The sequence below is a fragment of the Enterococcus gallinarum NBRC 100675 genome, assembly GCF_001544275.1.
Classification (GTDB): domain Bacteria; phylum Bacillota; class Bacilli; order Lactobacillales; family Enterococcaceae; genus Enterococcus_D; species Enterococcus_D gallinarum.
The window spans coordinates 1-24,926 of record NZ_BCQE01000032.1; the positions used below are offsets into that span (position 1 = coordinate 1).

The 24,926-nt window shown below is 40.5% G+C and carries 22 protein-coding genes; 17 read left to right on the forward strand and 5 right to left on the reverse strand.

What is annotated here, in order from left to right:
• On the forward strand, positions 1 to 677 hold a 677-nt coding region (locus EG2_RS15210), incomplete at its 5' end, for a bacterial Ig-like domain-containing protein (protein WP_156424249.1).
• Positions 678 to 895: 218 nt separating this feature from the next.
• On the opposite strand, the gene EG2_RS15215 is transcribed toward EG2_RS15210, so the two are convergent.
• Positions 896 to 2,596 carry a M3 family oligoendopeptidase gene (locus EG2_RS15215; RefSeq protein WP_060815294.1) on the reverse strand — a complete coding sequence of 567 codons (1,701 nt, stop codon included), beginning with the start codon at positions 2,594 to 2,596 and terminating at the stop codon, positions 896 to 898.
• A gap of 161 nt (positions 2,597 to 2,757) precedes the next feature.
• Between EG2_RS15215 and hprK the strand changes: the two genes are divergently transcribed.
• The 6 genes from hprK (at position 2,758) to EG2_RS15245 (ending at position 7,869) form a co-directional block, all read left to right on the forward strand.
• Positions 2,758 to 3,693, forward strand: coding sequence for an HPr(Ser) kinase/phosphatase (hprK, locus tag EG2_RS15220; RefSeq protein WP_060815295.1), 936 nt, complete (start codon positions 2,758 to 2,760; stop codon positions 3,691 to 3,693).
• Between the two features lie 15 nt (positions 3,694 to 3,708).
• The gene (gene lgt, locus EG2_RS15225) at positions 3,709 to 4,539 is read left to right on the forward strand and encodes a prolipoprotein diacylglyceryl transferase (protein WP_060815296.1); all 831 of its coding nucleotides are present in this window, start codon (positions 3,709 to 3,711) and stop codon (positions 4,537 to 4,539) included.
• Between the two features lie 74 nt (positions 4,540 to 4,613).
• Entirely contained in the window at positions 4,614 to 5,636 is a 1,023-nt protein-coding gene (locus tag EG2_RS15230) for an NAD(P)H-dependent glycerol-3-phosphate dehydrogenase (RefSeq protein ID WP_003126232.1), read from the forward strand.
• A gap of 18 nt (positions 5,637 to 5,654) precedes the next feature.
• Positions 5,655 to 6,575, forward strand: a complete 921-nt coding sequence (galU, locus tag EG2_RS15235) for a UTP--glucose-1-phosphate uridylyltransferase GalU (RefSeq protein WP_060815297.1) — start codon at positions 5,655 to 5,657, stop codon at positions 6,573 to 6,575.
• Positions 6,576 to 6,748: 173 nt separating this feature from the next.
• Complete coding sequence (locus tag EG2_RS15240; protein ID WP_003126235.1) at positions 6,749 to 7,174, forward strand: DUF948 domain-containing protein; 426 nt, start codon at positions 6,749 to 6,751, stop codon at positions 7,172 to 7,174.
• A 14-nt stretch (positions 7,175 to 7,188) separates the two neighbouring features.
• Positions 7,189 to 7,869 carry a YtxH domain-containing protein gene (locus EG2_RS15245; RefSeq protein WP_003126236.1) on the forward strand — a complete coding sequence of 227 codons (681 nt, stop codon included), beginning with the start codon at positions 7,189 to 7,191 and terminating at the stop codon, positions 7,867 to 7,869.
• Positions 7,870 to 8,033: 164 nt separating this feature from the next.
• On the opposite strand, the gene EG2_RS15250 is transcribed toward EG2_RS15245, so the two are convergent.
• Together EG2_RS15250 and EG2_RS15255 are read right to left on the reverse strand one after the other, a co-directional pair.
• On the reverse strand, positions 8,034 to 8,900 hold the full coding sequence (locus tag EG2_RS15250) for an NAD-dependent epimerase/dehydratase family protein (protein WP_060815298.1): 867 nt from the start codon (positions 8,898 to 8,900) through the stop codon (positions 8,034 to 8,036).
• Between the two features lie 15 nt (positions 8,901 to 8,915).
• Positions 8,916 to 10,016 carry an aminopeptidase P family protein gene (locus EG2_RS15255; RefSeq protein WP_060815320.1) on the reverse strand — a complete coding sequence of 367 codons (1,101 nt, stop codon included), beginning with the start codon at positions 10,014 to 10,016 and terminating at the stop codon, positions 8,916 to 8,918.
• Positions 10,017 to 10,211: 195 nt separating this feature from the next.
• Here EG2_RS15255 and ccpA point away from each other — a divergent pair, with 195 nt between their 5' ends.
• Positions 10,212 to 11,210 (forward strand): catabolite control protein A, encoded by a 999-nt coding sequence (gene ccpA, locus EG2_RS15260; RefSeq protein ID WP_060815299.1) that lies wholly within the window; start codon positions 10,212 to 10,214, stop codon positions 11,208 to 11,210.
• A 132-nt stretch (positions 11,211 to 11,342) separates the two neighbouring features.
• On the opposite strand, the gene EG2_RS15265 is transcribed toward ccpA, so the two are convergent.
• Positions 11,343 to 13,802 (reverse strand): transglycosylase domain-containing protein, encoded by a 2,460-nt coding sequence (locus EG2_RS15265; RefSeq protein ID WP_060815300.1) that lies wholly within the window; start codon positions 13,800 to 13,802, stop codon positions 11,343 to 11,345.
• Positions 13,803 to 13,995: 193 nt separating this feature from the next.
• Here EG2_RS15265 and tyrS point away from each other — a divergent pair, with 193 nt between their 5' ends.
• The 4 genes from tyrS to EG2_RS15285 all read left to right on the forward strand — a co-directional run bounded on the left by tyrS (position 13,996) and on the right by EG2_RS15285 (position 17,728).
• Positions 13,996 to 15,258 carry a tyrosine--tRNA ligase gene (tyrS, locus tag EG2_RS15270; protein WP_060815301.1) on the forward strand — a complete coding sequence of 421 codons (1,263 nt, stop codon included), beginning with the start codon at positions 13,996 to 13,998 and terminating at the stop codon, positions 15,256 to 15,258.
• Positions 15,259 to 15,347: 89 nt separating this feature from the next.
• Positions 15,348 to 16,259, forward strand: a complete 912-nt coding sequence (locus EG2_RS15275) for an AEC family transporter (protein ID WP_003126243.1) — start codon at positions 15,348 to 15,350, stop codon at positions 16,257 to 16,259.
• A gap of 101 nt (positions 16,260 to 16,360) precedes the next feature.
• Positions 16,361 to 17,251: a deoxyribonuclease IV gene (locus tag EG2_RS15280; RefSeq protein WP_060815302.1), complete on the forward strand. Its 891-nt coding sequence runs from the start codon at positions 16,361 to 16,363 to the stop codon at positions 17,249 to 17,251.
• 90 nt (positions 17,252 to 17,341) lie between these two features.
• Entirely contained in the window at positions 17,342 to 17,728 is a 387-nt protein-coding gene (locus EG2_RS15285; protein ID WP_060815303.1) for a cytidine deaminase family protein, read from the forward strand.
• Positions 17,729 to 17,821: 93 nt separating this feature from the next.
• On the opposite strand, the gene EG2_RS15290 is transcribed toward EG2_RS15285, so the two are convergent.
• Complete coding sequence (locus tag EG2_RS15290; protein ID WP_060815304.1) at positions 17,822 to 18,439, reverse strand: FMN-dependent NADH-azoreductase; 618 nt, start codon at positions 18,437 to 18,439, stop codon at positions 17,822 to 17,824.
• A gap of 158 nt (positions 18,440 to 18,597) precedes the next feature.
• Here EG2_RS15290 and EG2_RS15295 point away from each other — a divergent pair, with 158 nt between their 5' ends.
• The 5 genes from EG2_RS15295 (at position 18,598) to EG2_RS15315 (ending at position 24,787) form a co-directional block, all read left to right on the forward strand.
• Positions 18,598 to 19,293, forward strand: coding sequence for a response regulator transcription factor (locus EG2_RS15295; RefSeq protein ID WP_060815305.1), 696 nt, complete (start codon positions 18,598 to 18,600; stop codon positions 19,291 to 19,293).
• Positions 19,290 to 20,237: a sensor histidine kinase gene (locus tag EG2_RS15300; RefSeq protein ID WP_060815306.1), complete on the forward strand. Its 948-nt coding sequence runs from the start codon at positions 19,290 to 19,292 to the stop codon at positions 20,235 to 20,237. The genes EG2_RS15295 and EG2_RS15300 overlap by 4 nt, the downstream gene beginning before the upstream one ends.
• A gap of 90 nt (positions 20,238 to 20,327) precedes the next feature.
• Positions 20,328 to 21,101: an ABC transporter ATP-binding protein gene (locus EG2_RS15305; protein WP_060815307.1), complete on the forward strand. Its 774-nt coding sequence runs from the start codon at positions 20,328 to 20,330 to the stop codon at positions 21,099 to 21,101.
• Positions 21,073 to 23,157, forward strand: coding sequence for an FtsX-like permease family protein (locus tag EG2_RS15310; RefSeq protein ID WP_060815308.1), 2,085 nt, complete (start codon positions 21,073 to 21,075; stop codon positions 23,155 to 23,157). Before EG2_RS15305 ends, EG2_RS15310 begins: the two co-directional genes overlap by 29 nt.
• Before the next feature lie 187 nt (positions 23,158 to 23,344).
• Entirely contained in the window at positions 23,345 to 24,787 is a 1,443-nt protein-coding gene (locus EG2_RS15315; protein ID WP_060815309.1) for an LPXTG cell wall anchor domain-containing protein, read from the forward strand.
• The last annotated feature ends 139 nt before the right edge of the window (positions 24,788 to 24,926 follow it).

Genomic DNA, 24,926 nt, shown 5'->3' on the forward strand with positions numbered 1-24,926 from the left:
TGGAAGATAACTTTGTCTCCGCCACAGATAAAGATGGCAAAGCAGTATCATTCGCTGATGTAATCGTCACAGGTACGGTAGACACTACGACACCCGGAAAATATGAAGTCAGCTATCACAATGGAAAAGTCGAAGCAGTAGCGACGATCACAGTTTTAGCAGATCAAACAAGCGTTGTTGTTAAGGATTCGGTGCTATATGTTGGGGATCCATGGCAACCAGAAAATAATTTTGTTTCAGCAACGGATCGTGACGGCAATCCCTTTGCATTTGAACGACTTTTTATTGAAGGCTCTGTGGATACCGACAAGGTCGGTATGTATCAAGTAAGCTATTCCCTTGTTTCAGATGATAAAGAAGCCAATCGTCCATCGCTGCTTGAGCGCTTATTTGGGACAACCAAACAATTGGCTGTTACAGCTACGGCTACGATTCAAGTCATCGAAAAGCAACCAGCAACAGATGATGGGAAAAGTCCTCACAATAATCAAACAAAACCAGTTGTTCCAAAGCAAAACGATGGAAGTAAACCGATTAAAGCAACTGCTAAAGATCGCCATAAACGTGTCTTGCCAAAAACTGGCTCGAGTGTTAATCCAGCTTATCCATTAGTGGGACTTACATTCATAGGGCTTGTTGCCGGCATAATCGTTAGAAGAAAGAAAAAAGCGAACTAAGTTATGAATAACATTAGATAACAATAACCATACAAAAAGCAGCGAAATTCCGCTGCTTTTTTGTTTACCTATAACAGATCTTAGCTGCTAATTAAAAAATCATTTTTGCCATCCATTGTGGACTACTTACTAGCTGTCAATCGACTATATAAAGGACTGTAATGAAAAATGGAACGAAAAAACCATTAAAGGTTCCTTCGTTCCATGAATAGAGTGGTCTATTTTAGTTGTTCTTCGGCGACAGCTGCTAAGTAATCGTCAACAGCTTTCAAAGTATCGTCCAAAGCGCCTTTTTCAAAAGGCGACCGTAAATTGGCAGTTTTGAGGATCTCTAGGAATGTTTGGGTTCCACCGACTTGACAGATGGCCAAATAATCTTGCCAAGCAGTAGGATCTTGGGCTACGATCGAACGATACCAAAATTGAAAGGCACAAACTTGAGCTAACGTATAGTCGATATAATAAAAGGGTGACTCAAAAATATGTCCTTGTCTAAACCAGTAAAGCCCGCGATCCAAATCAGGAAATTCACTGTAGTCACGTTCTGGACAATAGCGGCGTTCCAGGTCTCTCCAGCAAGTTTTGCGTTGCTCTGGAGTCCAATCAGGATTTTCGTAGACTTCTTGTTGGAAGTGATCAACTAATACACCGTAGGGAAGAAATTGCACACTGCTAGCCAGATGCGCAAACTTGTACTTTGCAGTTTCCTCTTCAAAAAAACGATCCATCCAAGGCCAAGCGATAAATTCCATTGACATAGAATGAATCTCACAAGACTCGAAATTTGGAAAAAGAATTTCTGGCTCTTTGATCCAACGGGATTGATACACTTGAAAGGCATGACCAGCTTCATGAGTCAAGACATCTACATCAGCAGAAGTTCCGTTGAAATTCGCAAAAATAAAAGGGGATTGATATTCCTGGATAAAGGTACAGTAACCCCCAGATTGCTTGCCTTTTTTGCTTAAAAGATCCAAGAGCTCATGATCAACCATGAAGTCAAAGAATTCATCTGTTTCTTGAGACAGTTCATGGTACATAGTACGGGCTTTCTCCACTAATTCGTTTGCGGTGCCTTTCGGCGTCGCGTTTCCGTTCGGATAGACCAATGGCAAATCCGCAAAAGTGGCTTTTGATAGCTGGTTACGTTTTGCTTGGCGAGCATACAGCTTTTGAGTGATTGGGACAACTTTTTCTAAAATTTCCTTTCGATAGGTTTCGATCATTTTGCGATCATAATCCCAACGGTTCATTTGGACATCAGCAAAAGCAACATAATTTTCGAAGCCTAATTTATGGGCGATCTCTGTACGCACTTTGATCAGTTCACCAAAAATTGTGTCGAATTTCGTTTCATTTTCAGCAAAAAATGCTGTTTGAATGTTTATTGCTTCCAAACGAATTTCACGATTTTTGTGTTCAGTAAAGGGGCGTAGTTGTGCAAGGGTATAGCTGTCTCCCTGGAACTCAAGCTGGGCGGAAGCAATCAATTTGCCATAATCAGAAGTCAGTTGATTCTCTTTTTGGAATAATTCAATCAGTGATTCATCAAATAACTTCACGCGACTTTCAGCAAATAAAAAGAACGTTTCTGGATAGATAGTTTTTAATTCTTCCACTAGCGGTGAAGCGAGTAGACAACGGTAGAAACGAAAATCCAGTGATTCAAAATGAGGTTGGTACTCATTCCAAAATGTATCTTCTGCTTCATAATACGGATCCGTCGTATCAATTGAGTGTCGAATAGAAGCCAAGTTGACTGCCGTATCGATCGTTCCCCGTAAATGATTCAATTCATCGATGGCTGCTTTCGCAGATTCAAGGTTGGCTGCTTCCTCAAGATTGTGTAACGCTTCCAAATAACTGTGTTTGTAAGAATCAAAATCTGGTCGTACGTAAGTATAGTCTGAAAATTTCAATTAAATCCCTCCTCTTTAAAAATAATAGCATAAAATAAAAAGAAATAGGTAGTTCCAATAACACGTGTAGTAAGTTTTAAGATAGAATGATAAAATAGAGAGGAACAGTTTGCGAAAGAGAAGCAACTGAAGAATCAATGGAGATGAAGAGAGGGACTATTATGACAGAAACCGTCAAGGTCAGTGAATTGGCTGAGGCTTTAAACTTAGAGATCGTCCAAGGGGATGAAACAAGTTTGGAACGGACAATCATCACCGGGGATATTTCGCGACCGGGGTTGGAATTGACCGGCTATTTCAATTATTATTCCCATGATCGATTACAACTATTTGGAAGTAAAGAAATTACTTTTGCTGAGCGGATGATGCCGGAAGAGCGGTTGATGGTCTTGCGTAAAATGTGTTCAGAAGATACACCTGGATTCATTGTTTCCAGAGGATTAGCTATCCCAGAGGAAATGATCCAAGCTTGTGCAGAGCACAATATCGCAATTTTGCGTTCGCCTATTTCAACTTCACGATTGCTAGGTGAACTTTCGAGCTATTTAGATGGACGATTAGCAGCTCGAACAAGCGTACATGGAGTTTTGGTAGATGTTTATGGATTAGGTGTCTTGATTCAAGGAGATAGTGGCATCGGGAAAAGCGAGACGGCATTAGAGTTGATCAAGCGTGGACACCGGCTGATTGCTGATGATCGAGTAGATGTTTATAAGCAAGATGAACTGACACTGGTGGGAGAACCGCCCAAAATCCTCCAACATCTAATTGAAATTCGCGGAATCGGAATTATCGATGTCATGAACTTATTTGGTGCCAGTGCAGTCAGAGGCTATATGCAAGTGCAGTTGGCAGTTTACCTTGAAGCGTGGGCTAAAGATAAAAAATATGATCGCTTAGGTACGGATGATACAACTGTTCAGATTGGTGAAGTAGATATCCCGCAAATCAAGATTCCAGTAAAAACTGGACGAAATGTTGCCATCATCATTGAAGTTGCAGCCATGAATTTCCGGGCAAAAACAATGGGCTATGATGCGACACAAACGTTTGAGAATCGATTGACACAGTTGATCGAAGAAAATTCTGGAAATTAGAGAGGAACAGTTTATATGTTAGCTTTAGTAAATCGTGTTGCTTTTGAGTTGTTCGGTCTGCCGATCTATTGGTATGCGATCATTATTGTCTCCGGTGTCATCATTGCGATGTGGTTGAGTACGAGAGAAGCAGTCCGTGTGGGATTGAAGGCCGATGATGTAACGGACTTTATGTTGATTGGTTTGCCAGTTTCAATTATCGGGGGCAGACTGTATTACGTCCTCTTTGATTTAGAACCTTATTTGAAAGATCCAATTCAAATTTTCAATACTCGTTCTGGGGGATTGGCAATCTATGGGGCTTTGATTGCTGGAGGAATATGGCTGTATTTCTTTTGCCGACGCAATTTTATTTCACCAGTGACCTTTTTGGATATTGCAGCACCTAGTGTGCTGTTGGCACAAGGAATTGGACGTTGGGGCAATTTCATGAATCATGAAGCTCACGGCGCAGAAGTCAGCCGCTCCTTTCTAGAAAGTCTCCATCTACCTAAATTTATTATTGATAATATGAATATCGATGGAGCTTATCGACAACCAACATTCTTATACGAATCTGTCTGGAATGTTTTAGGTTTTATTGTTTTGATCTTACTCCGCAAGAAAAAGGGACTTTTAAAAGAAGGCGAAGTCTTCCTAGGGTATCTGATCTGGTACGGTTTTGGGCGCTTCTTCATTGAAGGAATGAGAACAGATAGTTTGTACTTGTTTGGACCGATCCGAGTATCGCAAGTCTTATCAGCTTTGTTATTCTTTGGTGCAATCATCATCTTGATCTGGCGCCGTAAAAAAACAAAAGTAAAAGATTACAACCGTTCCTATGGAGAAAATGAATATGTAATCTAGCAGTTATTTTTCGGTAACTATGGTAAAATGATTGAGTGAAGTTTTATTGTAAATGAACAGAGGAGGTTTCCATCGTGAAACAAAAAATAGCCGTATTAGGCCCTGGCTCTTGGGGGACTGCGCTTGCGCAAGTGTTATCTGAGAATGGCCATGAAGTGAAAATTTGGGGCAACAATCCAGCTCAAATCGATGAAATCAATACGTACCATACGAATCGTCATTATCTGCCGGATTTGAAGCTGCCAGAAAATATTTTAGGTGTTAAGGCTCTTGAAGAAGCGATCATTGATGCAGATGCCATTCTTTTCGTCGTACCGACGAAAGCAATTCGGGCGGTCGCTAAAGAGTTTGCCGAAAAGGCAACCAATCGTCCCGTGATCATCCATGCATCTAAAGGATTAGAGCAAGGAAGTCACAAGAGAATATCTGAAATTTTGGCAGAAGAGATTCCTACAGAGAAACGACAAGATATTGTTGTGTTATCGGGACCTTCTCATGCAGAAGAGGTGGCTGTCCATGATATTACCACCATTACTGCAGCGAGTGAAAATGAAGAATCAGCAAAATATGTGCAGGAATTGTTCATGAATGATTATTTCCGTATTTATACGAACAATGATGTAATCGGGGTCGAGACTGGCGCAGCCTTAAAAAATATCATCGCAATCGGTGCGGGAGCAATTGCTGGTTTAGGCTTTGGAGACGACGCAAAAGCGGCGATCATGACCCGTGGGTTAGCTGAAATCAGCCGACTAGGAGTAGCTATGGGAGCCAATCCATTGACCTTTATTGGTTTGAGTGGTGTTGGTGATTTAATTGTGACTTGTACGAGTGTTCATTCACGAAATTGGCGTGCGGGAAACTTACTTGGTAAAGGACACAGTTTGGATGAAGTATTAGAAAACATGGGAATGATCGTTGAAGGTGTATCGACGACAAAAGCAGCGCGAGAACTGGCAGCAGCTTTAGGTGTTGAAATGCCGATCACGGAAACCATTTATTCCGTTCTTTATGAAGGAAAAGCAATCGAACAAGCAGCCAAAGAAATCATGCTGAGAGATGGCAAAGAAGAGAACGAGTTTACGCTTGAAAAGTAACGATAAGGAGAGAGACAAATGAATGTAAAAAAAGCAGTTATTCCAGCAGCAGGATTAGGGACCCGTTTTTTACCGGCAACAAAAGCAATGGCTAAGGAAATGTTGCCGATCGTTGATAAACCAACGATCCAATTTATTGTTGAAGAAGCTTTACAATCAGGGATCGAAGATATTTTGATCGTTACCGGAAAAGCAAAACGCCCAATTGAAGACCATTTCGATGCAAACTTAGAATTAGAAATGAATCTGCAAGAAAAAGGCAAAACTGAATTATTGAAATTGGTCGAAGAAACCACAGATGTTAATCTTCACTTCATTCGTCAATCACATCCTAAAGGGTTAGGGCATGCTGTCCTACAAGCAAGAGCCTTTGTAGGAAATGAGCCCTTCGTGGTAATGCTTGGCGACGACTTGATGGAAGATGAAGTCCCATTAACGAAGCAATTGATCGATGATTACGAAACAACGCATGCTTCAACGATTGCTGTGATGGATGTTCCGCATGAAGACACATCGAAATATGGGATTATTGATCCTGGCATGCAAGTTGATAAAGGATTATACAACGTGAAGAACTTTGTTGAGAAACCTGCTCCAGACAAAGCGCCTAGTGATTTGGCAATTATTGGCCGCTATTTGTTGACCCCAGAAATTTTTGATATCTTAGCTAATCAAAAACCAGGTGCCGGCAATGAGATTCAGTTGACTGATGCTATTGATACGTTAAATAAAACACAACGCGTATTTGCTCGCCAATTTACTGGTAAACGGTATGATGTTGGTGATAAATTTGGTTTCTTGAAGACAAGTATTGAATATGGATTGAAACACCCAGAAGTCAAAGACAGTCTAAAAGAATACTTGATTGAATTGAGTAAAGAATTAACACCAGCTGAAAAAACAGCAACCCAGCCAAAACCAACAAAAGAGAACAAGTAAGAAAAACGCTTGCCGAACAACTGACGATCAATCAAAGTTGTTCGGCATTTTTTTGGTTTTGTATGAAAGCGGATAGATTTTAGTAAAAAAAACAAAATTCGCTAGTCTTTTATTTGTAGAACGCCGTTTGAAATGCTATTCTTAATATAAGTAAAAGGGGAAGGAGACATTTTATGACAGGAGGAGAGATTGCAGCATTGATCGCTGCGATTGCATTCGTCGTACTTGTCGTTTTTGTTGTACGATTGTTGATGCAAGTAAGCAAAACGATGACCAAAGTGGATAAAACAGTGGAAGAGGCCAATACCACGATTCGAGTCATCACCCAAGACGTAGATATCCTTTCAAAAGAAGTGGAGGGATTGTTGGTTAAGACCAATGAATTGCTGCAGGATGTAAATGGCAAAGTTGCGACCATTGATCCGCTCTTTACTGCAGTAGCAGATTTAAGTACCAGCGTCTCTGAATTGAATAGTTCAGGAAAGAACTTGGTCTCGCGAGTTGGCAGTCTAGGTAGAACAACGGCTAAAGCAACTGTTGCTGGTAAAGTAGGTCAAACAGCAATGAAATTTTTCAAAGACCGTAATAAACAACAATAAGAGGAGGAATTTCAATGAGTAAAAAAGGTGGATTTCTATTAGGTGCAGTAATTGGTGGAACAGCAGCAGCGGTAGCAGCCCTGTTATTAGCACCCGAGTCAGGTAAAAACTTACGAAACAAACTAGCCAAACAAGCCGATGATTTATTGGATAAAGCTTCTGATTATGGGGATATGGCTAAAGATAAAAGTACCGATTTAGTGGAGATCGCTAAAGATAAAGCAGCTAAACTTGGTGAACAAGCTTCAGGTTTTACTGATTCATTGACTGCAAAAGTAGATGACTTAAAAGATAACGCAGCTAGTTCTTCTAGCGATACAGTTGAAGAATTAAAAAAACAGGCAGGAGATTTATCTGAGCGCTTCAAAAAATCTGCTGACGAAGTCAAAAATTCTGCTAGTGATCTTCATGAAGACGTCCAAGAAACAGCAGAAGACATTTTTATTGATGCAAAATCTTCCGCTGCGGACATGAAGGAAACGGTAAAAGAAGGGGCAGAAGAGGCCAAACCAATCGTAGATGATGCTGCAAAAGAAACAAAATCAGCAGCAAACGAGTTGAAACATGAAGCAAATAAAAAAGCGGCTGATGTAAAAGCAACAACAAAATCAGAAGCCAAAGATGCGAAAGAAGATTTTGAAGAAGTCAAAGAAGAATTAAAAGATAAAATGGAAAAAAATAATCCAGAAGCATAATCTTTCTCTTTTGAAAGTTAAAGAGGCTGCTTTTAATCAGTAGCAAAAAAACATCCAAACGAAGATAAAATGCCGAGCCGTGACAACACGGTTCCTGCGATCAAACAGATCACAGACGCATTTATTTCTAGTTTGGATGTTTTTTTTAGCGACGGCGCACATAGTTAAGCATTTTTGATCTCTTGATCACATAGTGAGTAGATCCAATCAGATAGTTGGGAGAATTGAAAGCCATTTGCTTCAGCTAGTGCTACATTTATCGAGTATTCTGGCGTGCCATTGTATTTTCCGGCTTCTCCGGTAGGTGATAAAAGTGGTTCAATGCCAGTTTCTTTTGAGACATAAGTTAAAATTTCTGACAGTGAGAGGGTACCTTTAGCAGCAGCGTTGACGGGGCCTGTAAAGGAACTGGTTCCTAAAAATGCTAAAAATTTTCCTGCTTCTTTAGAATCGATAAAACTCATTTGATGGGAAAGATTGTCAATAAACATGGCTTTTTTTTGACAAACAGATTGAATATAGAAAGACAATCGTTTGGTATAGTCATCAATTCCCACCACATAAGGAAAGCGGACAAATGCCGAATTTTGCGGGTATTTCTGGCTTAAAATCTCCTCGACACTGCGTTTTCCTTCTGCATAGTTCACTTGTTCTGAGGTCACAAGACGATAAGCATGTGCTGTTGGATCAAAATCTTTCTCGACCAGATTGTCATGGAAAGTTGGATAAACAGACATAGAGCTTGTGACAATATAGCGTTCGGTAGTGACATGACGCATCAAAATCTCAATATCATTGGAGGTATAGGCGATATTATCGTAAATCACATCATAAGTTTCTTTTGTCAAAACAGATCGGATACTGTCTTCATCTTCTCTGTCAAAAATCAATCGAGTTACCTTTGAACCAAATGAGTCTGGTGTTTTTCCACGAGTAGCAATCGTTACGTTGGCACCCTGTGTAAGCAGTTCATTGACGAGATGTTTGCCAAAAAAGCGTGTCCCACCTAAAACCAATACATTTTGCGTCATAATCCATCTCCTTTTTTAATTCAATACTAGTAGCTCTTTTGCAGTTTTTGTAAACGGCACACAACCAGTTTCAGTAACATAGATACAATCTTCGATACGAACACCGACTTGTTCAGGAATGTAAATCCCAGGTTCGATGGAGAAACACATGCCTTCTTCAATCACCAAATCATTTCCAGTAATCAATGATGGAAATTCATGAACCGTTGTGCCGATCCCGTGACCCAATCGATGATTGAAGTATTCACCGTATCCATGACTTTCGATGACCCCACGAGCAATTTCATCCAGTTGACCCGCAGTAATGCCTGGTTTAACAGCTGCTTGGGCAGTCAGTTCCGCTTCAAGGACGATATCATAGATTTTTCGTTGCAATTCAGTCGGCTCGTGATAGGCAATGGTACGCGTTGCGTCGCTGCAATAGCCATTCCAGATCACACCTAGGTCGAAGAGGACTAGTTCATTTGGTTTGATTTGTTGTTTACCTGGAACCCCATGAGGGCTTGCTGCATTGGCGCCTGCTAAGACCGTCGTATCAAAGGACATATGGGAAACGCCGCGTTTTTTGAGTTGATATTCAATCTCTGCAACGATCTCCATTTCAGAAATACCTTCTTTGACAGCAGAAAAACCAATCTCAAAAGCGACGTCTGCCCAATTACCTGCTTCAAGCAATGTGTCGATTTCCGCTGCTGTTTTGGTTAATTGCATTTTCTGGATCACAGGAGTGATATCAAGTGAAAAATCAGTTCCTGGAAGGAGACCATTCAATGCTTCGAAACGTTCAACAGTCAAATCATTCTTTTCTAGTGCTAATCGTTTGAGGTGATAACGAGATTCTAGCTCTGCACAGATTTTTTTCCAAGGATCTTCACTGTCTAAATATCCAATCACATCGTAGGGCCAGCCACTATTTTTAGCTTCTTCAACTTCTAAAGCTGGTGTAAATAGGAAAGGATCGTTATCAGGTGAAAGAAAGAGTGCCAACACGCGTTCATGAGGTTCACTCTTGAAACCTGAGAAATAGGCAATCGTTGAAGGATTTGAGATATAAGCGACCTCAGCTTGATTGCTGGCTAACCACGTTGTCATTTCTTGTATTTTTTCTTTATTCATGAAAAAACCTTCTTTCAAGTATTCTTTCTCCATTTTAGCACGCTTTACTGGAGAATGCTTGTCCGTAAATATGTAAAATTGACTAAGTTTTCATGAAAGCGAAATTAAAACGGTTGCATATTCGCAAAAAGTTTGCTATTCTATCAAAGAAATGTAAATAAGATTTTCTGAAAACAGAATAAAGGGAGATATATCATGGAAAAACAAACAATTACGATTTATGATGTTGCTCGTGAGGCAAATGTTTCGATGGCGACGGTTTCTCGTGTCGTGAACGGCAACCCAAATGTTAAGCCAGCGACACGTAAGAAGGTTCTGGAAGTCATTGATCGCTTAGATTATCGTCCAAATGCTGTTGCACGAGGATTGGCTAGCAAAAAAACAACTACAGTCGGTGTAATCATTCCCGATGTCAGCAATATGTTCTTTTCTTCATTGGCTCGTGGGATCGATGACGTAGCAACGATGTACAAATACAACATTATCTTGGCGAATTCCGATGGCGATAGTATGAAGGAAGTAAACGTACTGAACAATCTTTTGGCAAAACAAGTAGACGGTGTGATTTTCATGGGTCATCGGATCACTGATGAAATCCGTGGCGAATTTTCGCGTTCAAAAACACCAGTGGTACTTGCTGGCTCAATCGATCCCGATGAACAAGTGGGTAGCGTGAACATTGATTATACAGCAGCTACGAAAGATGCAGTAAGTTTACTAGCCAAAAACAATCAAAAGATCGCTTTTGTCAGCGGTGCATTGATTGATCCAATCAACGGACAAAACCGGTTGAAAGGGTACAAAGAAGCGCTGAAAGAAAACAACTTAGACTATTCAGAAGGTTTGATTTTTGAAGCGCCTTATAGCTTCAAAGAAGGCTTGGCATTAGTTGAACGAATCATGAACAGTGGAGCGACAGCGGCATATGTAACAGACGATGAACTTGCTATCGGTGTTCTAGACGGTTTGATTGACCGAGGTGTCAAAGTACCTGAAGAATTTGAAATCATTACAAGCAACAATTCTTTATTGGCAGAAGCTGCCCGTCCACGTTTATCCAGCGTGACCCAACCTTTATATGATATGGGTGCTGTAGCGATGCGTTTACTAACGAAAATGATGAACAAAGAAGAAGTAGAACAAAAAACAATTGTTTTACCATATGGTATCTCTGAAAAGAGTTCAACGAAATAAGTGAGAAAAAAGACAAAACCGTTCTTAGGAGCGGTTTTTTTTTACATATAAATACAAAAAAGAACAGGAGCAACGATGTGCTTCCCGTTCTTCAGGTAAAACAGATTTTGGCAAATGGCTGTGATGACGTAATCAGTCATCCTCTTTCTGCTCGTTTTTCTTTTCTTCCGTTTTTTCTGCTTCTTTTTGATTGTTGTTATTGTTCGTTGCGTTTTCTTCTTTATTGGTACTTCTAGAGCCATTGTTCGTGGCTGTATTGGTAGAAGTAGATGTTGTTGTTCGGCTAGGGGCGATTTTCTTCCAATAATCTGCATAATTGGCATTCGATCCGCCAATCCCAAATTCAAAGGATGCTTCTTTGGGACCGCCTTTTGTCCAATACGAAGTGACTGTCTCGCTTGGATTGGTTCTTCTTGTGTTATCTACTGTGACCGTGCCGCCTGGAAGTGTTCCTGTAGCCTTAGACACTTTGACCTTTTTGACATCATCGGATAACTCGAATTTTTTATCCACTCCAAAGACCTTCTGGTCGGATTGATAAATGCGATTGATCAAATAAGCCATGTATTGAGCGGTACGTGTTCCGGCACTACTATCGGTGGCTTTGTTGTCATCACGACCGGACCAGCTACTGATGGTAATGGAAGGAGTAGAGACCACAAGCCAAGAATCGGACCAATTGTTTGTCGAACCTGTTTTACCGACCCAATCGGCATTTCCAAGGTTCCAATCCAGACCACTAACAACGGATTTAAAGTTAGACGTCTTTTGTTCGTCAATTACACTGCGCATCATGTCATTCATGATTGATGCTGTTGCTTCAGAGAAGACTTGAACTGGTTGTTGTTCATGCTGATACAAGACTTCGCCTTCATTGTTCTTGATCGATTCGATCACATAACCTTCCTGGTAAACGCCTTTGTTTGCTAACGTTTGGAACCCATTGGTCTGAGTTAAAACAGTCACATTGGTGACCCCTAAAGGAGCAGACTCATAAGCCCAACTGTTGTCTTCAGGATAGTTCATCTTGCTCAAATAATTCTTATAAGAGAAGAATGGGTCACCTTCTTGCTCCCAAATGTCTTGAAAAATGTTTGTCGCAGCGATATTACTAGAGACTTCTAATGATTCTCGAATCGACATAAAGGTATTGGTTCCCTTATTTGTCGCGTTAACGATTGGTTCATCCGCATTTTCACCAGTGCGCCATTTAGCTGCGTAATCAGAGACCATTGATTCAGAACCCATCAAGCCTTCATCGATGGCAGGACCGTAAACGAGCATTGGCTTAATACTTGATCCAGCTTGTCTTTGGGCATCGAATGCATGATTGAATTGATTTTGCTGATAATCGCGACCACCAATGAACCCAAGTACACGGCCTGTTGCATTATCCATCATGACATTCCCAACTTCAATGGGCGCATCGCCCCAGTTATCCAGCATATAGCCATATTTGGACACAGCGTCTTGCATGGCATTATAGATGTTTTTATCAATGGTAGAGGTAACTGTGTAACCACCATTGACTAATTTTTGTTGTGCTAATTCTAAATATTTCTGATAGGTTTCTTCTTTACTGTATTCTTCTGCGCTGACTTTATCTTCGTCCGCCAATTGTTTAGCGATAATATCTTTGGCTTCATTGAGAACCGTATAATAGAGGAAACTCTGATCGGTCTGCTCAATGGCTTCTTGTTTTTTGAAGTCCTGTTTCAAATCATAAGCCATTGCTTCGTCGTATTCTTTTTTTGAGATGTCATGATTACGATACATACTAAAGAGGACGAAGTCTTTTCGATCTAAACCGGCACTGAGATTTTCTTTGATTTCACCAGTATTCGTGTACGGACTATAGACGATAGGGCTTTGTGGCAATCCAGCAATAAAAGCAGCTTGCGGCAGTGTAAGATCGGCAGCATTGACGCCAAATATCCCTTGGGCCGCTTCTTGCACGCCGGCAATATTTTGCCCTTTATTATTTCTACCAAATGGTGAAATATTTAAGTACATTGTGACGATCTCATCTTTAGAGAAAAACTTTTCGACTTCCATCGCCAAGAGAATCTCATTGGCTTTGCGTTTAAAAGTAGTTTCGCTTGAGAGAATTTGCTGTTTGACTAATTGCTGAGTCAATGTCGATCCACCGCCGCCGCCAAATCCAGTTGCTTCAGAGAGAAGGGCACGGACGACCGCTTTAGGAACGACGCCATTATGCTGATTGAAATATTCGTCTTCTGTTGCAATGATCGCTTTTTTGAGATAATCAGAAATTTTATCTGAAGAAACCGATGTACGCATCAGATCTGATCGAATCGTGGCGATTTTACTACCATCCGCATAAGCTAACTGTGAAGTCTCTGTGATGTCGGTTAATTCTTGCTGCAGTTCTTCTTTTGACGGGGCTGCGGTATCTTCTACTAAAAATGCAAAATAGCCAACACCGATACCTAGTGCGAGTGAACCGCCCAGAATCAAAAAGGAAATTGCGACTAAAAAGAGCGAATGGAGCACGCGCAAGCTGATATTGAAATAAAACCAGCTCTTTTTCGTACTTGGAGATTTTGGTTGTTTTTTCTTATTTTGGGGCAAAAATGGTCACCTCAATGATATTAGAATAGATTCCGTTGTATTATAGCAAAAATCAACGCACTTGGATAGTTTTGCTCGTTATCACAATCAAATTATAACAAATACGGGATTGATCCAAAATGGGATTAAGGCTTTTCTTTAGGCGGATTTTCAGTTAATATGAACAGTGAGTAATGATTTAGGAGGAAAAAAAATGAGTTCAGACTTTTTTGAAGAATTAAAAGGTCGTGGTCTGGTTCATCAGGCTACTGACGAAAGTGCATTGATCAAACAATTAAACGAAGAGTCTGTGAAACTATATATTGGGTTTGATCCAACCGCTGATAGTTTGCACATTGGCCATCTTTTACCGATCTTGATGCTGCGCCGTTTCCAACAACGAGGACATGTTCCTATTGCATTAGTAGGCGGAGGAACAGGAATGATTGGCGATCCATCTTTCAAGGACCAAGAACGGCAATTAAATACATTAGATACCGTCAAGGAATGGTCTCAAAGTATCAAAAATCAATTGTCTCGTTTTATTGATTTTGAGGATCAAACGAATCCAGCAATTTTAGCCAATAACTATGACTGGTTAGGCGAATTAAAATTGATCGATTTCCTACGTGATGTAGGGAAGAACTTTACCATCAACTACATGATGAGCAAAGAAAGCGTGAAACGCCGCATTGAAACGGGAATTTCTTATACCGAATTTGCTTACCAATTGCTGCAAGCCTATGACTTCCTAAATCTTTATGATGAACATGGCTGTCTATTGCAACTTGGAGGCAGTGACCAGTGGGGAAATATCACGTCAGGAATTGAACTGCTACGTCGCGAACGAGAAGTCCAAGGGTTTGGTTTGACGATGCCTTTGATTACTAAGGCAGATGGTACCAAGTTTGGTAAAACTGAGGGGAATGCAGTTTGGCTAGATGCCGACAAAACAACACCTTACGAATTTTATCAGTTTTGGATCAATACGGATGACCGTGACGCTGTGAAATTCTTGAAATACTTCACTTTCTTATCACTTGAAGAAATTGCAGCCATCGAAAAAGAATTCTTAGCTGCACCAGAAACACGAGTTGCCCAAAAAGCGTTGGCCAAAGAAGTGACAACCTTAGTTCATGGTGCAAAAGCATATGAGCAAGCTGTTCATATTTCTGAAAGCTTGTTCAGTGGGGATATCAAAGGACTGTCTGCTGACGAAATTGCACAAGGATTCAAAGGGGTCCCAACCTATCAAGTTTCGAATGATGATGAGTTAAACATTGTAGAATTGTTGACTACTTCGAAAATCGAAGCATCGAAACGACAAGCCCGGGAAGATATCCAAAACGGGGCAATCTATGTGAATGGCGAACGTCAACAAGACTTAAATTACGTGATCAACGAAGAAGACCGTATCGGCGGCAAATATGTTGTTATTCGCCGTGGGAAGAAAAAATACTTCTTGTTGACATTTTAGCCAGTTGCTAGAGAGTGAAATGAGTAAAAAGCGAACCGCTGAGTGGGTTCGCTTTTTTTCAAATCAATAGAGGAGGAAACAGATCGTTTATGGGACAATTATTTTTGAATGCCGCTGGTCTCTTTGCAATGATCTTTTTGGGGTACTTTCTTAAACAGCTAAAGGTCCTATCAAAAGCAGATGGATCTATTCTGTCTCGGATGATCCTCAATGTCACTCTGCCAGCAGCAATCATTCTTAATCTTGCCGATATGCAGATCCAAATGGACGCACTGGCATTAATTTTAATTGCGGTAATCATCACGTTCGTGCAGATTATGACTGCCTTTTTCCTAACCAAAAAAGAGAATGATGTGTTACGTCAGTTTTCGATGTATTGTGGCTCCGGTTTCAATATTGGAAATTTCGCGATCCCTTTTGCACAAAGTTTTTATCCATTAGGAATCCCCTTGATTTCATTGTTTGATATGGGTAACAGTATTATGTTGGCAGGGGGCACCACCATTTTGATTGAGTATCTAATCGGGAAACGGACAGTTTTTGAGCCAGGAAAAATCATTCTTAATTTATTACGATCGCCAACCTTTACTTGCTATTTATTCATGTTGCTGATTCGCAGCTTTGGGCTCTCATTACCGCAAGGGGTGATCCAGCTAGTCCAACCTATTGGTAATGCCAATACCTTTCTGTCGATGTTCATGATTGGTTTGTTTTTAGATTTTCGTTTACCGAAACATGCTGCTGCAACGGTAGGAAAGATTTTGAGTTTGCGCTATGGGATCGGTTTGCTATTATTTCTCTGCTTTTTCTTTTTACCCCTTCCTGCTTTTTTGAAGCCCGTGTTGTGTTTACTGGTGTTTGCTCCAATTCCTTTATTCGGTGTGATCAATTCTGTATTGGCAGGTATGGAGGAAGAGGCAGTCGGCTTTGTGTCTTCTATCAGTTTCTTGATTAGTTTGCCTCTCATGACACTCGTACTGATTTTATTTGGATTGGCTTAACATAGTGGGTAGAATCAAAGAAAACGGCAAGCAAAAAACTAGCATGAATGAATGTTTTTTCGCATAATAGACAAGACTTATTTTTAGGAGGAAGACAATCAATGTTAATTGGATCACATGTTTCCATGAGTGGAAAAAAAATGTTGCTGGGAGCGGCAGAGGAAGCAGCAAGCTACCAAGCAACTACCTTTATGATTTATACGGGGGCTCCACAAAATACCCGTCGTAAGAAAATTGAAGAGATGAATATTGCTGCTGGACAAGATTTCATGACGAAAGCAGGCATTTCGAATATTGTTGTCCACGCACCTTATATCATTAATTTGGGAAATACCATCAAACCAGAAAATTTTGGCTTTGCGGTGTCGTTTTTACAAGCGGAGATTCAACGAGCACAGGCATTGGGCGCAACGCAAATCACATTGCATCCAGGAGCTCACGTTGGTGCAGGGCCAGAAGCAGGTATCAAGCAAATCATCAAAGGATTGAACGAAGTCTTGGAAAAAGGTCAAACGGCTCAGATTGCTTTAGAAACGATGGCTGGTAAAGGAACGGAAATCGGACGCAGTTTTGAAGAAATTGCTGCAATTATTGATGGTGTTACGCTGAATGAGAAGCTTTCGGTGACGTTTGATACTTGCCACACCAATGATGCTGGATATAACGTCAAAGAAGATTTTGATGGTGTCTTAAATGAGTTTGATAAGGTCATTGGACTGGATCGTTTAAAAGTAATCCATGTCAATGATTCCAAAAATCCCCAAGGCAGCCATAAAGATCGGCATGCGAATATTGGTTTTGGAACGATTGGTTTTGAAGCATTGAATAAAATCGTCCACCACGAACAATTGAAACAACTCCCTAAAATTTTAGAAACTCCTTATGTTGGAGAAGACAAAAAGAATAAAAAAGCTCCTTATGGTTTTGAAATCGCCATGCTGCAGCAACAAACGTTTGATCCAGACTTGTTGACTAAGATCATGGAGCAATGAACCTCATTATCCTATGGCGTAAAAACAGTCTAACCTAGTCCGGAACTGTTTCAATTATTGAAGAAAGAATGGGTTTAGCAGGAGGAATAGATGGAGTTTGATGAATTGATTACTTTCGCCCAAGCGAAGATTGCACCAAGAAAACTGTCTCCTTGGGCAGAATCAGGCGGTGTTGCAGCAGCCATCCTTACCAGAGAAGGGAACGTTTTTACCGGAGTGTGCATTGACACTAGTTGTTCTATGGGCTTTTGTGCAGAACATGCCGCTGCAGCAGCTATGATCACTGCGGGAGAACATCACATTGCAAAAGTTGTGGCTGTGGACTGGCAGGGGCACCCGATCTCACCTTGTGGTCGTTGTCGCGAGTTTCTCAGTCAGCTGTCTGAAGACAATCTTTCTGCGCAAGTCTTGACGAAGGTGGGCAGTCTGCCGCTTGCTCAGCTTTTACCACTTGATTGGAAAGACGGTCTTGTTTAACAGTAATAAAAAAATCTCAGGAATAAAGCTGTCCCACAACTGCTAGTTCGCATTGTTGGATCGCTTATCATTCCTGAGATTTTTAATTTTTTATTAGAATTTTTTTGCTGCTTCTGCCACTTTTTCTAGGCCGGCTGCAATGATTTCTTCTGTTTTTGAAGGGTCTGCATTGTGACCTTCAATGATTACTTCATCGATGATCGTCATGCCAAACATACCACCAAATACTTTTTCCATAAATGTAACAGCACTTTCCATGCCGCTCATTTCACCTGAGTAGACACCGCCGCGGGCATTTAACAAGACAACTTCTTTGTCTTTCAATAATTGGTTCATAGATCCATCTTCATTGTAGGAGAAAGTGAAACCAGCTTGGAAAATATAATCGATAAATGTGTGCAATGCCGCAGGAATCGTCAAGTTCCACATAGGAAATGCAAAGACAATCGTATCTGCTGCTGCAAATTTATTCATGACATCTTGACGGACGGTCATCAATTCTTGTTCTTCTTGGTTTAAATCTTGTTCTTGTGCTAATTTGCCGAATGCTTCGAACAATGTTTGTCCGATATAAGGCATTGGTTGTGCGTAAACATCAAAAGTAACTACATCTACTGCTGTTCGATCTAGATTTTCTACAAAAGTATCGAACATTTTTGCAGATACTCCGTCAGGACGGTTATTTGCTTTTACAACTAAAACATTTTTCATCAATTTTCCACCTTTTAGATATATTTAACATGTCACGAGAAATAGTATACTATAAAATCATTTTGCTTACAATAAATAAGTAGATAATCTTTTTCTGATTTTTTTAAGGAAGTGATCCGTTGCTTTTGGTAAACTAGAAGTACTTCAGGAGGTGCACTGTGAAAATATTTCTAATTGAAGATGACAAGTCATTAGTCAAAATGATTGAAAGTCAGCTGTCTCGCTATGCCTTCGAGACTTTTATTCCGCAGGATTTCGAAAAGATCTTGGAAGAATTTCATAGAATAGAGCCAGATTTGGTTTTGTTAGATGTTAATTTACCTTTTTTTGATGGTTTTTATTGGTGTCAAAAAATCCGCGAGCAATCCTTGGTACCCATTTTGTTTATTTCGGCTCGTGACGGTAATATGGATCAAGTGATGGCACTTGAGTATGGAGCAGATGATTTTCTGATCAAACCGTTTTCTTATGAATTACTCTTAGCAAAAATAAAAAGTCATATTCGGCGAGTGTATGGAGACTATGCACAGAGCAATCGTGCTCGCCAACTAAAAGCTGGGGAATTGATTTATTATCCTGAGGCTTTAAAGATGAATTATCAAGAAAAGGAAGAATTGCTAACTGTTCGTGAAGGGGAATTGCTTACTTTATTAATGATGGCTTATCCAGAAATGGTCTCCAGAGAACAGATCTTGAATAAATTATGGGACGATGAACGTTTTGTAGATGATAATACATTGTCAGTAAATGTTGGTCGGCTGCGAAAAAAACTGGTAAGTCTCGGTCTTGATGAACCGATCCAAACGATTCGCGGAAAGGGTTATGCTCTTTTTATTGCAGGGAGACTAGAATGAAAGAATACTTAAAAGTTCAATTACCAGCAATTGCTTTATTTGGGATGTCGGTTGCTTTGATCCTTTTGCTCGTTTGGTTAGATGGGTATCGCAATGGTTTTGTGATCGGCTATGGATTACTATTAGTGGGCTTGTTAGCGATAGGAGTTTTCACGATTGATTATCTCGCCAATCGCAGTTTCTACCACTATCTAAAAACAGGATTATCTGGAAGAAGCGCTGGTTACTTAGCTAGAAGAGTCAAAAAGCTTTTAGATGACGACCATCATCATGTACAAGAGCAACTAGCAGCGATTGATGCCCATCATCAAACCCATATCAAATTTATGAATATCTGGGTCCATCAAATGAAAACACCTGTCTCAGTCCTAGAACTGATGGCAGAGAGTAGTCAAATCGACCCTTACGATCTTTTAGCAGAGACGGATCGTTTGAAAAGCGGCTTAGCCACAGCCTTGAATTTTGTTCGTCTGGAAGATTTTGAAGAAGACTTTTTGATTGAAACGACCTCCCTATTAGCACTGATCAAGCAAAGTATCGGTGAACAAAAGCGCAATTTCATTCGGCATGAAATTTATCCTAAAATCAAGGATGATACTGATTTTTGGATAACAACGGATAAGAAATGGTTGCAAATATTACTCTTTCAATTGATCAGTAATGCTATCAAATACTCTAATGCAGAAGGAACTGTCACCTTTGCACTAGATGATGCGACCAGAAGTTTGACGATTACAGATACAGGTTGTGGCATTTCGGCGTCAGATTTGCCACGGGTGTTCCGACCTTTTTATACCGGTGACAATGGACGGCAGCGGGGAGAAGCTACCGGTATGGGACTCTATTTAGTGTCTCTCATTAGTCAAAAACTCTCGATTACGGTTACGATTGCTTCTGAAGTCGGTCAAGGGACTGTCCTGCAACTAAAATTTCCCGAGAGCTAACGAAACTTACAAAATTGTAAGTTATCTTTCAATCAATCGATAATTTTGTTGCAGGATACCTGTTAAACTGGCTGTAAAGGAGTGAGTGCTATGGCTTTACTAGAGTTGAAAAATATCACAAAAACATACACTGGAGAAGTATCTGTGGAAGTTTTAAAACAAATTGATCTCAAAGTGCCTGCCGGAGAATTTATTAGCATCATGGGACCTTCTGGCAGTGGCAAAACCACAATGCTGAATTTAGTTGCAACTTTGGATCAACCAACATCTGGCTCTGTCATCATCAATGGGGCCCAGCCACTGACGTTGTCAAAACAGCAACTCGCTGAGTTTAGACGAAGACAGTTAGGTTTCGTGTTTCAAAATTATAACTTATTGTCTCCGCTAAATGTGGCAGAGAATGTCATGCTGCCATTAACATTGGATCGAGTACCGATCCTTGAAATGACACAGCGTTGTGAAGCGCTTTTGACAGAGTTAGGCATAAATGACAAAAGAGAAAAACGGATCTATCAGTTGTCAGGGGGAGAACAACAGCGTGTTGCGATTGCCCGAGCACTGATTCATCAGCCGGAACTGTTGCTTGCGGATGAGCCTACAGGAAACCTAGACTCTAAGGCAGCCCGTGATGTTATGGAAATTTTAAGCCAGATGAATAAGCAACGACATGTTACAACCATGATGGTTACCCACGATCCCTATTCAGCAAGTTTCTCTGATCGTGTCGTTTTCATCAAAGATGGCAAACTTTATAATGAAGTCTACTGCGGAAGTGATCAGCAACAATTTTACCAAAAAATTCTTGATGTTCTTGCACATCTAGGAGGTCGCCGTCATGAATTTCAGACAGTTGATCATTCGTAATTTAAGAGGTAACTTTCGCACTTATGCTGCTTATTTCATAAGCAGTACATTTGCTGCTATGGTTTTTTATATATTTAGTCTGCTTTTGTTCCATCCACAACTAAAAGAAAACTTGTCAACGAGTGATACTGTTTCTGGACTAGCCAAGATGGGATTAGCGGTTGCCTTAGTAGTGATTGCATTTTTATCATTAATGTTTCTTTGGTACACCTTTGTTGTCTTCTTAAAACGACGCAAACGAGATCTTGCGATTTATCTCATTTTAGGTATTGAAGAAAAGGATTTACGCAGGATTTTATTTATTGAAAATGCTCTGTTAGGATCGCTTGCAACCTTTCTCGGGGTGGGGTTAGGAATTTTGGGGACAAAGCTATTATTGCTTGTTGCTCAAAATGTGATGCATCTCAATCGTGGATTGTCTTTTACGGTTCCATTGACTAGTTTGGGATTAACGATCGGCGTGTATCTTTTGATGTTCCTATTGATTTCTTTTTTTAGTACGCGAACTTTACAAGGGGAAAAGATCATATCATTGATCAAAGAAAACGAAAAGCCTCGGCCGGAGCCTACGAGCCGTCGGGTCTATGCATTCCTTGGTGTGTTTTTGCTCTTGGCCGGCTACGGATGTGTGTTTTATTTCTCTTTCAAAGCAGACGGTTTTTTGATTCTTTTACTAGGAGTCTTGTTGACGGTAGCAGGTACACTCTTATCCTTCTATCAGTTCAGTGTTTACTTATTGAAGCAACTTAAAAGAAGTCCTTCTTTTTTTAAAGGGACACGCTTGTTAACGATTAGTGAATGGATTTTTCGTATGCGGGACAATGCGGCAATGTACAGTCTGATCGCCATTAGCACATCAGTGGCTTTTGTGGGTATTGCGGTGATGATGGCAATCGGCAACACTTCGTTTTCTTCAATTCAAGGAATTAGTGTAGCGTATGTTTTTTCGGAATACAAACAAGATGAAATAGGTAAAACGAAGGCATTTGAAGTGAAAGATAAATTGGAAGCGCAGGGCTATCATCCGGTTATGGGACAAGTGGATCTTATTGAAACTTATACGAATCTCGATGATCCAGCGATTGCTGCGGATCCATATTACATGGCCAATGCATTTTCAGTGATGCGAGAAAGTGATTATCGCAAATTAATGAGCCAAATCGGTGAAAAAGCTGAACCTGTTAAGAATGACCAGGTGCTTGAACTTAGCAGCAATTATTCAAGACGAAAGGAACTGTTGTCGGTTGACCAAAGCCAACGACAACATGTTTATCCGCTAGCGATTGGTGGGGATAGCGATTTTCAGCAAGAAATGACGATCGTACATAGTCCCTCGATGCTTTCGTTGAACTATTTTGGACTTGGTGTCGTAACCGATCAAACCTTTGAGAAGTGGCAGCAAGAAGTGGGGGATTCTAGCCATTCAGGAGGGTTTATTTGGCTAGATTACCCAGAGTGGGCAGACGATCCTACTTTAATTGATGACATCAATCAGCAAATCGATCAAGAAAATAAAGAAACGGATGAAAAAGTATCCGCTGTCTATGATGAGTTAGGAGCAGACAAAATCAACGAGATGACCGATGAAGAGTGGTCAAAAGCACTTGAAGGCATTCCCTCTCATATTAGTTATCAATCAAAATACAAAGTTTTTCAAGAGACACGTCAGGGCAATGGCCTCATTTTAATGATCACTGTTTTACTGGGGTCGGTCTTCTTTATTTTCTCCGCTTCGATCATCTATTTCCGCCTATTTGCGGATCTTGACAAGGATGGAGCTTACCATCGCTCCTTGCATGTGCTTGGTGTTTCACCAAAAGAACGGCATAAAATTCTGCGTCATCAGCTACAAGTTATGTATTTCTTGCCAACTATCGTGGCCATGATTCATTTTGCTGTTGCGATGACCGCACTGCGTTTATTAGTTGAATTGCCCGTTTGGCAGTTCTATGGTGAAATCGTTGGTATTTACTTATTGTTCCAAGTTATTTTTTATATTTGTTGTCAACTACGTTATAATCAACAAATTGATCGCTATGCAGATCCAACAGAATAATCAGTCAGTCTTTTTCCAAAACCTATCGCTTTGTTTGAGTGATAGGTTTTTTTCTGTGTAATGCAGATGATTAACTGAAAAATGAAGCGCTACCTTGTGATATAACTCGCACAGTTCGTATGATTTGCTTCTGAATTTTCCATAAATTATACTGACGGTGACCTATTAACTATCAGGGAGGGATCACATGCTTTCAAAGATTGCAAAAGTACTTGTTGCTCTGTTGCTAACTATCCCCATTTTTACCGGTATGGAAATCGTTTATGGAGAGACGGATGTGGGGGCAAACTTAATCACTGATGTATCCGTTGTCAATAGTCAGAATCAAGAGGTGACGACTTTAGATGAAGACGAATCTTTCAAAATTGATCTCAAATGGAGTCTCGAAGGATTAGGTGACTTAAAGGCCGGGGACAAAGCGACGATTACCTTACCAGTAGAGATTGAAGGTGTCAATAATAGCTATGAACTGTATGATGAGAACGGTCATTTAATAGTAAATGTCACCCAAGTTGGGAATCAGCTTACTTTTGTATTTACTGAGTTTGTTGAGCAGAACAACAATGTGCATGGAGATTTTTACTTTTGGACAAAATTTAGCGAAGACATTACTGTCGATCAGATCAATCAACTCGATTTTGAAACAGTTAATGGAATCAAGACAATTCCTTTATTTATTCGAGGGGTTGAGGATACTGGAACAGGTGCATTACTTACGAAACAAGGGCTGTATCTAGGTACACAAGAACCCAAACGAACGATTGATTGGCGTATTTATATCAATTCTTATGATACGAATAAGGTTTCAATTAAAAATGGGAGATTCATTGATACTCTTGGTCCCCACCAAACATTGATCAGCACCACGGCACGAGTGGTGTATGGCCCAAGCGTAACTAATCCCACTTATGTTGACCAAGTCCCAATTACGCTTAATTCAGACGGCACTTTTGAAATTCCTTTGCGAGATACTAGTGAGAGAATCTATATCACCTATAAAACAGAAACCGATGGGTCTTTGGAGCAATATACAAACAAGGGAACCATTCAAGCATTGATCAATGATTCAGCAGCAGTCCACACAACTACTGGCTACACGCCGAAATATGGAGGCGGGGGCAGTGGCACCGGAGAAACGAGCTCCTCAAGCGAAAGTACGACCGTAAGCAGTGAAAGCAGTGAGAGTACAACGAGTAGCACAAGTAGCGAAAGCACGACCGAAAGCAGTGAAAGCAGTGAGAGTACAACGAGTAGCACAAGTAGCGAAAGTACGACCGCAAGCAGTGAAAGCAGTGAGAGTACAACAAGTAGCACAAGTAGCGAAAGTACGACCGCAAGCAGTGAAAGCAGTGAGAGTACAACGAGTAGCACAAGTAGCGAAAGCACGACCGCAAGCAGTGAAAGCAGTGAGAGTACAACGAGTAGTACAAGTAGCGAAAGTGCGACTTCCAACAGTAACGGTAATAGCGTGGACAACTCTTCATCATCCGCTCCCCAAATAAGTCAGAGTGGGGTACCGCCAAAGAATGGAGGGGATCCTCAATTACCGCAAACCGGAATGACCAATGATAAATGGATGATTCTCGGAGGAATGCTTTTGATTTCTTACGTTATCTATAAACGAAAATAAAAAGAAAAAATGAATTGGAGATTGGATGAACGTGTGAATGTATCGCTTCAAATCTAATATCCTTACAGATTTAAAAGGCTGAACATAAGAATAGACAAAATATTGCTCTAGTTAGTGGTAGTTTGCTGCTGGATTTTTC

What these genes read in the sequence shown, in the direction of transcription:
- hprK (WP_060815295.1), top strand. Translation starts at nt 2,758, where the DNA reads ATGACAGAAACCGTCAAGGTCAGTGAATTGGCTGAGGCTTTAAACTTA.
- lgt (WP_060815296.1), top strand. Translation starts at nt 3,709, where the DNA reads ATGTTAGCTTTAGTAAATCGTGTTGCTTTTGAGTTGTTCGGTCTGCCG.
- galU (WP_060815297.1), top strand. Translation starts at nt 5,655, where the DNA reads ATGAATGTAAAAAAAGCAGTTATTCCAGCAGCAGGATTAGGGACCCGT.
- EG2_RS15240 (WP_003126235.1), top strand. Translation starts at nt 6,749, where the DNA reads ATGACAGGAGGAGAGATTGCAGCATTGATCGCTGCGATTGCATTCGTC.
- EG2_RS15245 (WP_003126236.1), top strand. Translation starts at nt 7,189, where the DNA reads ATGAGTAAAAAAGGTGGATTTCTATTAGGTGCAGTAATTGGTGGAACA.
- EG2_RS15250 (WP_060815298.1), bottom strand. Translation starts at nt 8,900, where the DNA reads ATGACGCAAAATGTATTGGTTTTAGGTGGGACACGCTTTTTTGGCAAA.
- EG2_RS15255 (WP_060815320.1), bottom strand. Translation starts at nt 10,016, where the DNA reads ATGAATAAAGAAAAAATACAAGAAATGACAACGTGGTTAGCCAGCAAT.
- ccpA (WP_060815299.1), top strand. Translation starts at nt 10,212, where the DNA reads ATGGAAAAACAAACAATTACGATTTATGATGTTGCTCGTGAGGCAAAT.
- tyrS (WP_060815301.1), top strand. Translation starts at nt 13,996, where the DNA reads ATGAGTTCAGACTTTTTTGAAGAATTAAAAGGTCGTGGTCTGGTTCAT.
- EG2_RS15275 (WP_003126243.1), top strand. Translation starts at nt 15,348, where the DNA reads ATGGGACAATTATTTTTGAATGCCGCTGGTCTCTTTGCAATGATCTTT.
- EG2_RS15280 (WP_060815302.1), top strand. Translation starts at nt 16,361, where the DNA reads ATGTTAATTGGATCACATGTTTCCATGAGTGGAAAAAAAATGTTGCTG.
- EG2_RS15285 (WP_060815303.1), top strand. Translation starts at nt 17,342, where the DNA reads ATGGAGTTTGATGAATTGATTACTTTCGCCCAAGCGAAGATTGCACCA.
- EG2_RS15290 (WP_060815304.1), bottom strand. Translation starts at nt 18,439, where the DNA reads ATGAAAAATGTTTTAGTTGTAAAAGCAAATAACCGTCCTGACGGAGTA.
- EG2_RS15300 (WP_060815306.1), top strand. Translation starts at nt 19,290, where the DNA reads ATGAAAGAATACTTAAAAGTTCAATTACCAGCAATTGCTTTATTTGGG.
- EG2_RS15305 (WP_060815307.1), top strand. Translation starts at nt 20,328, where the DNA reads ATGGCTTTACTAGAGTTGAAAAATATCACAAAAACATACACTGGAGAA.
- EG2_RS15310 (WP_060815308.1), top strand. Translation starts at nt 21,073, where the DNA reads ATGAATTTCAGACAGTTGATCATTCGTAATTTAAGAGGTAACTTTCGC.
- EG2_RS15315 (WP_060815309.1), top strand. Translation starts at nt 23,345, where the DNA reads ATGCTTTCAAAGATTGCAAAAGTACTTGTTGCTCTGTTGCTAACTATC.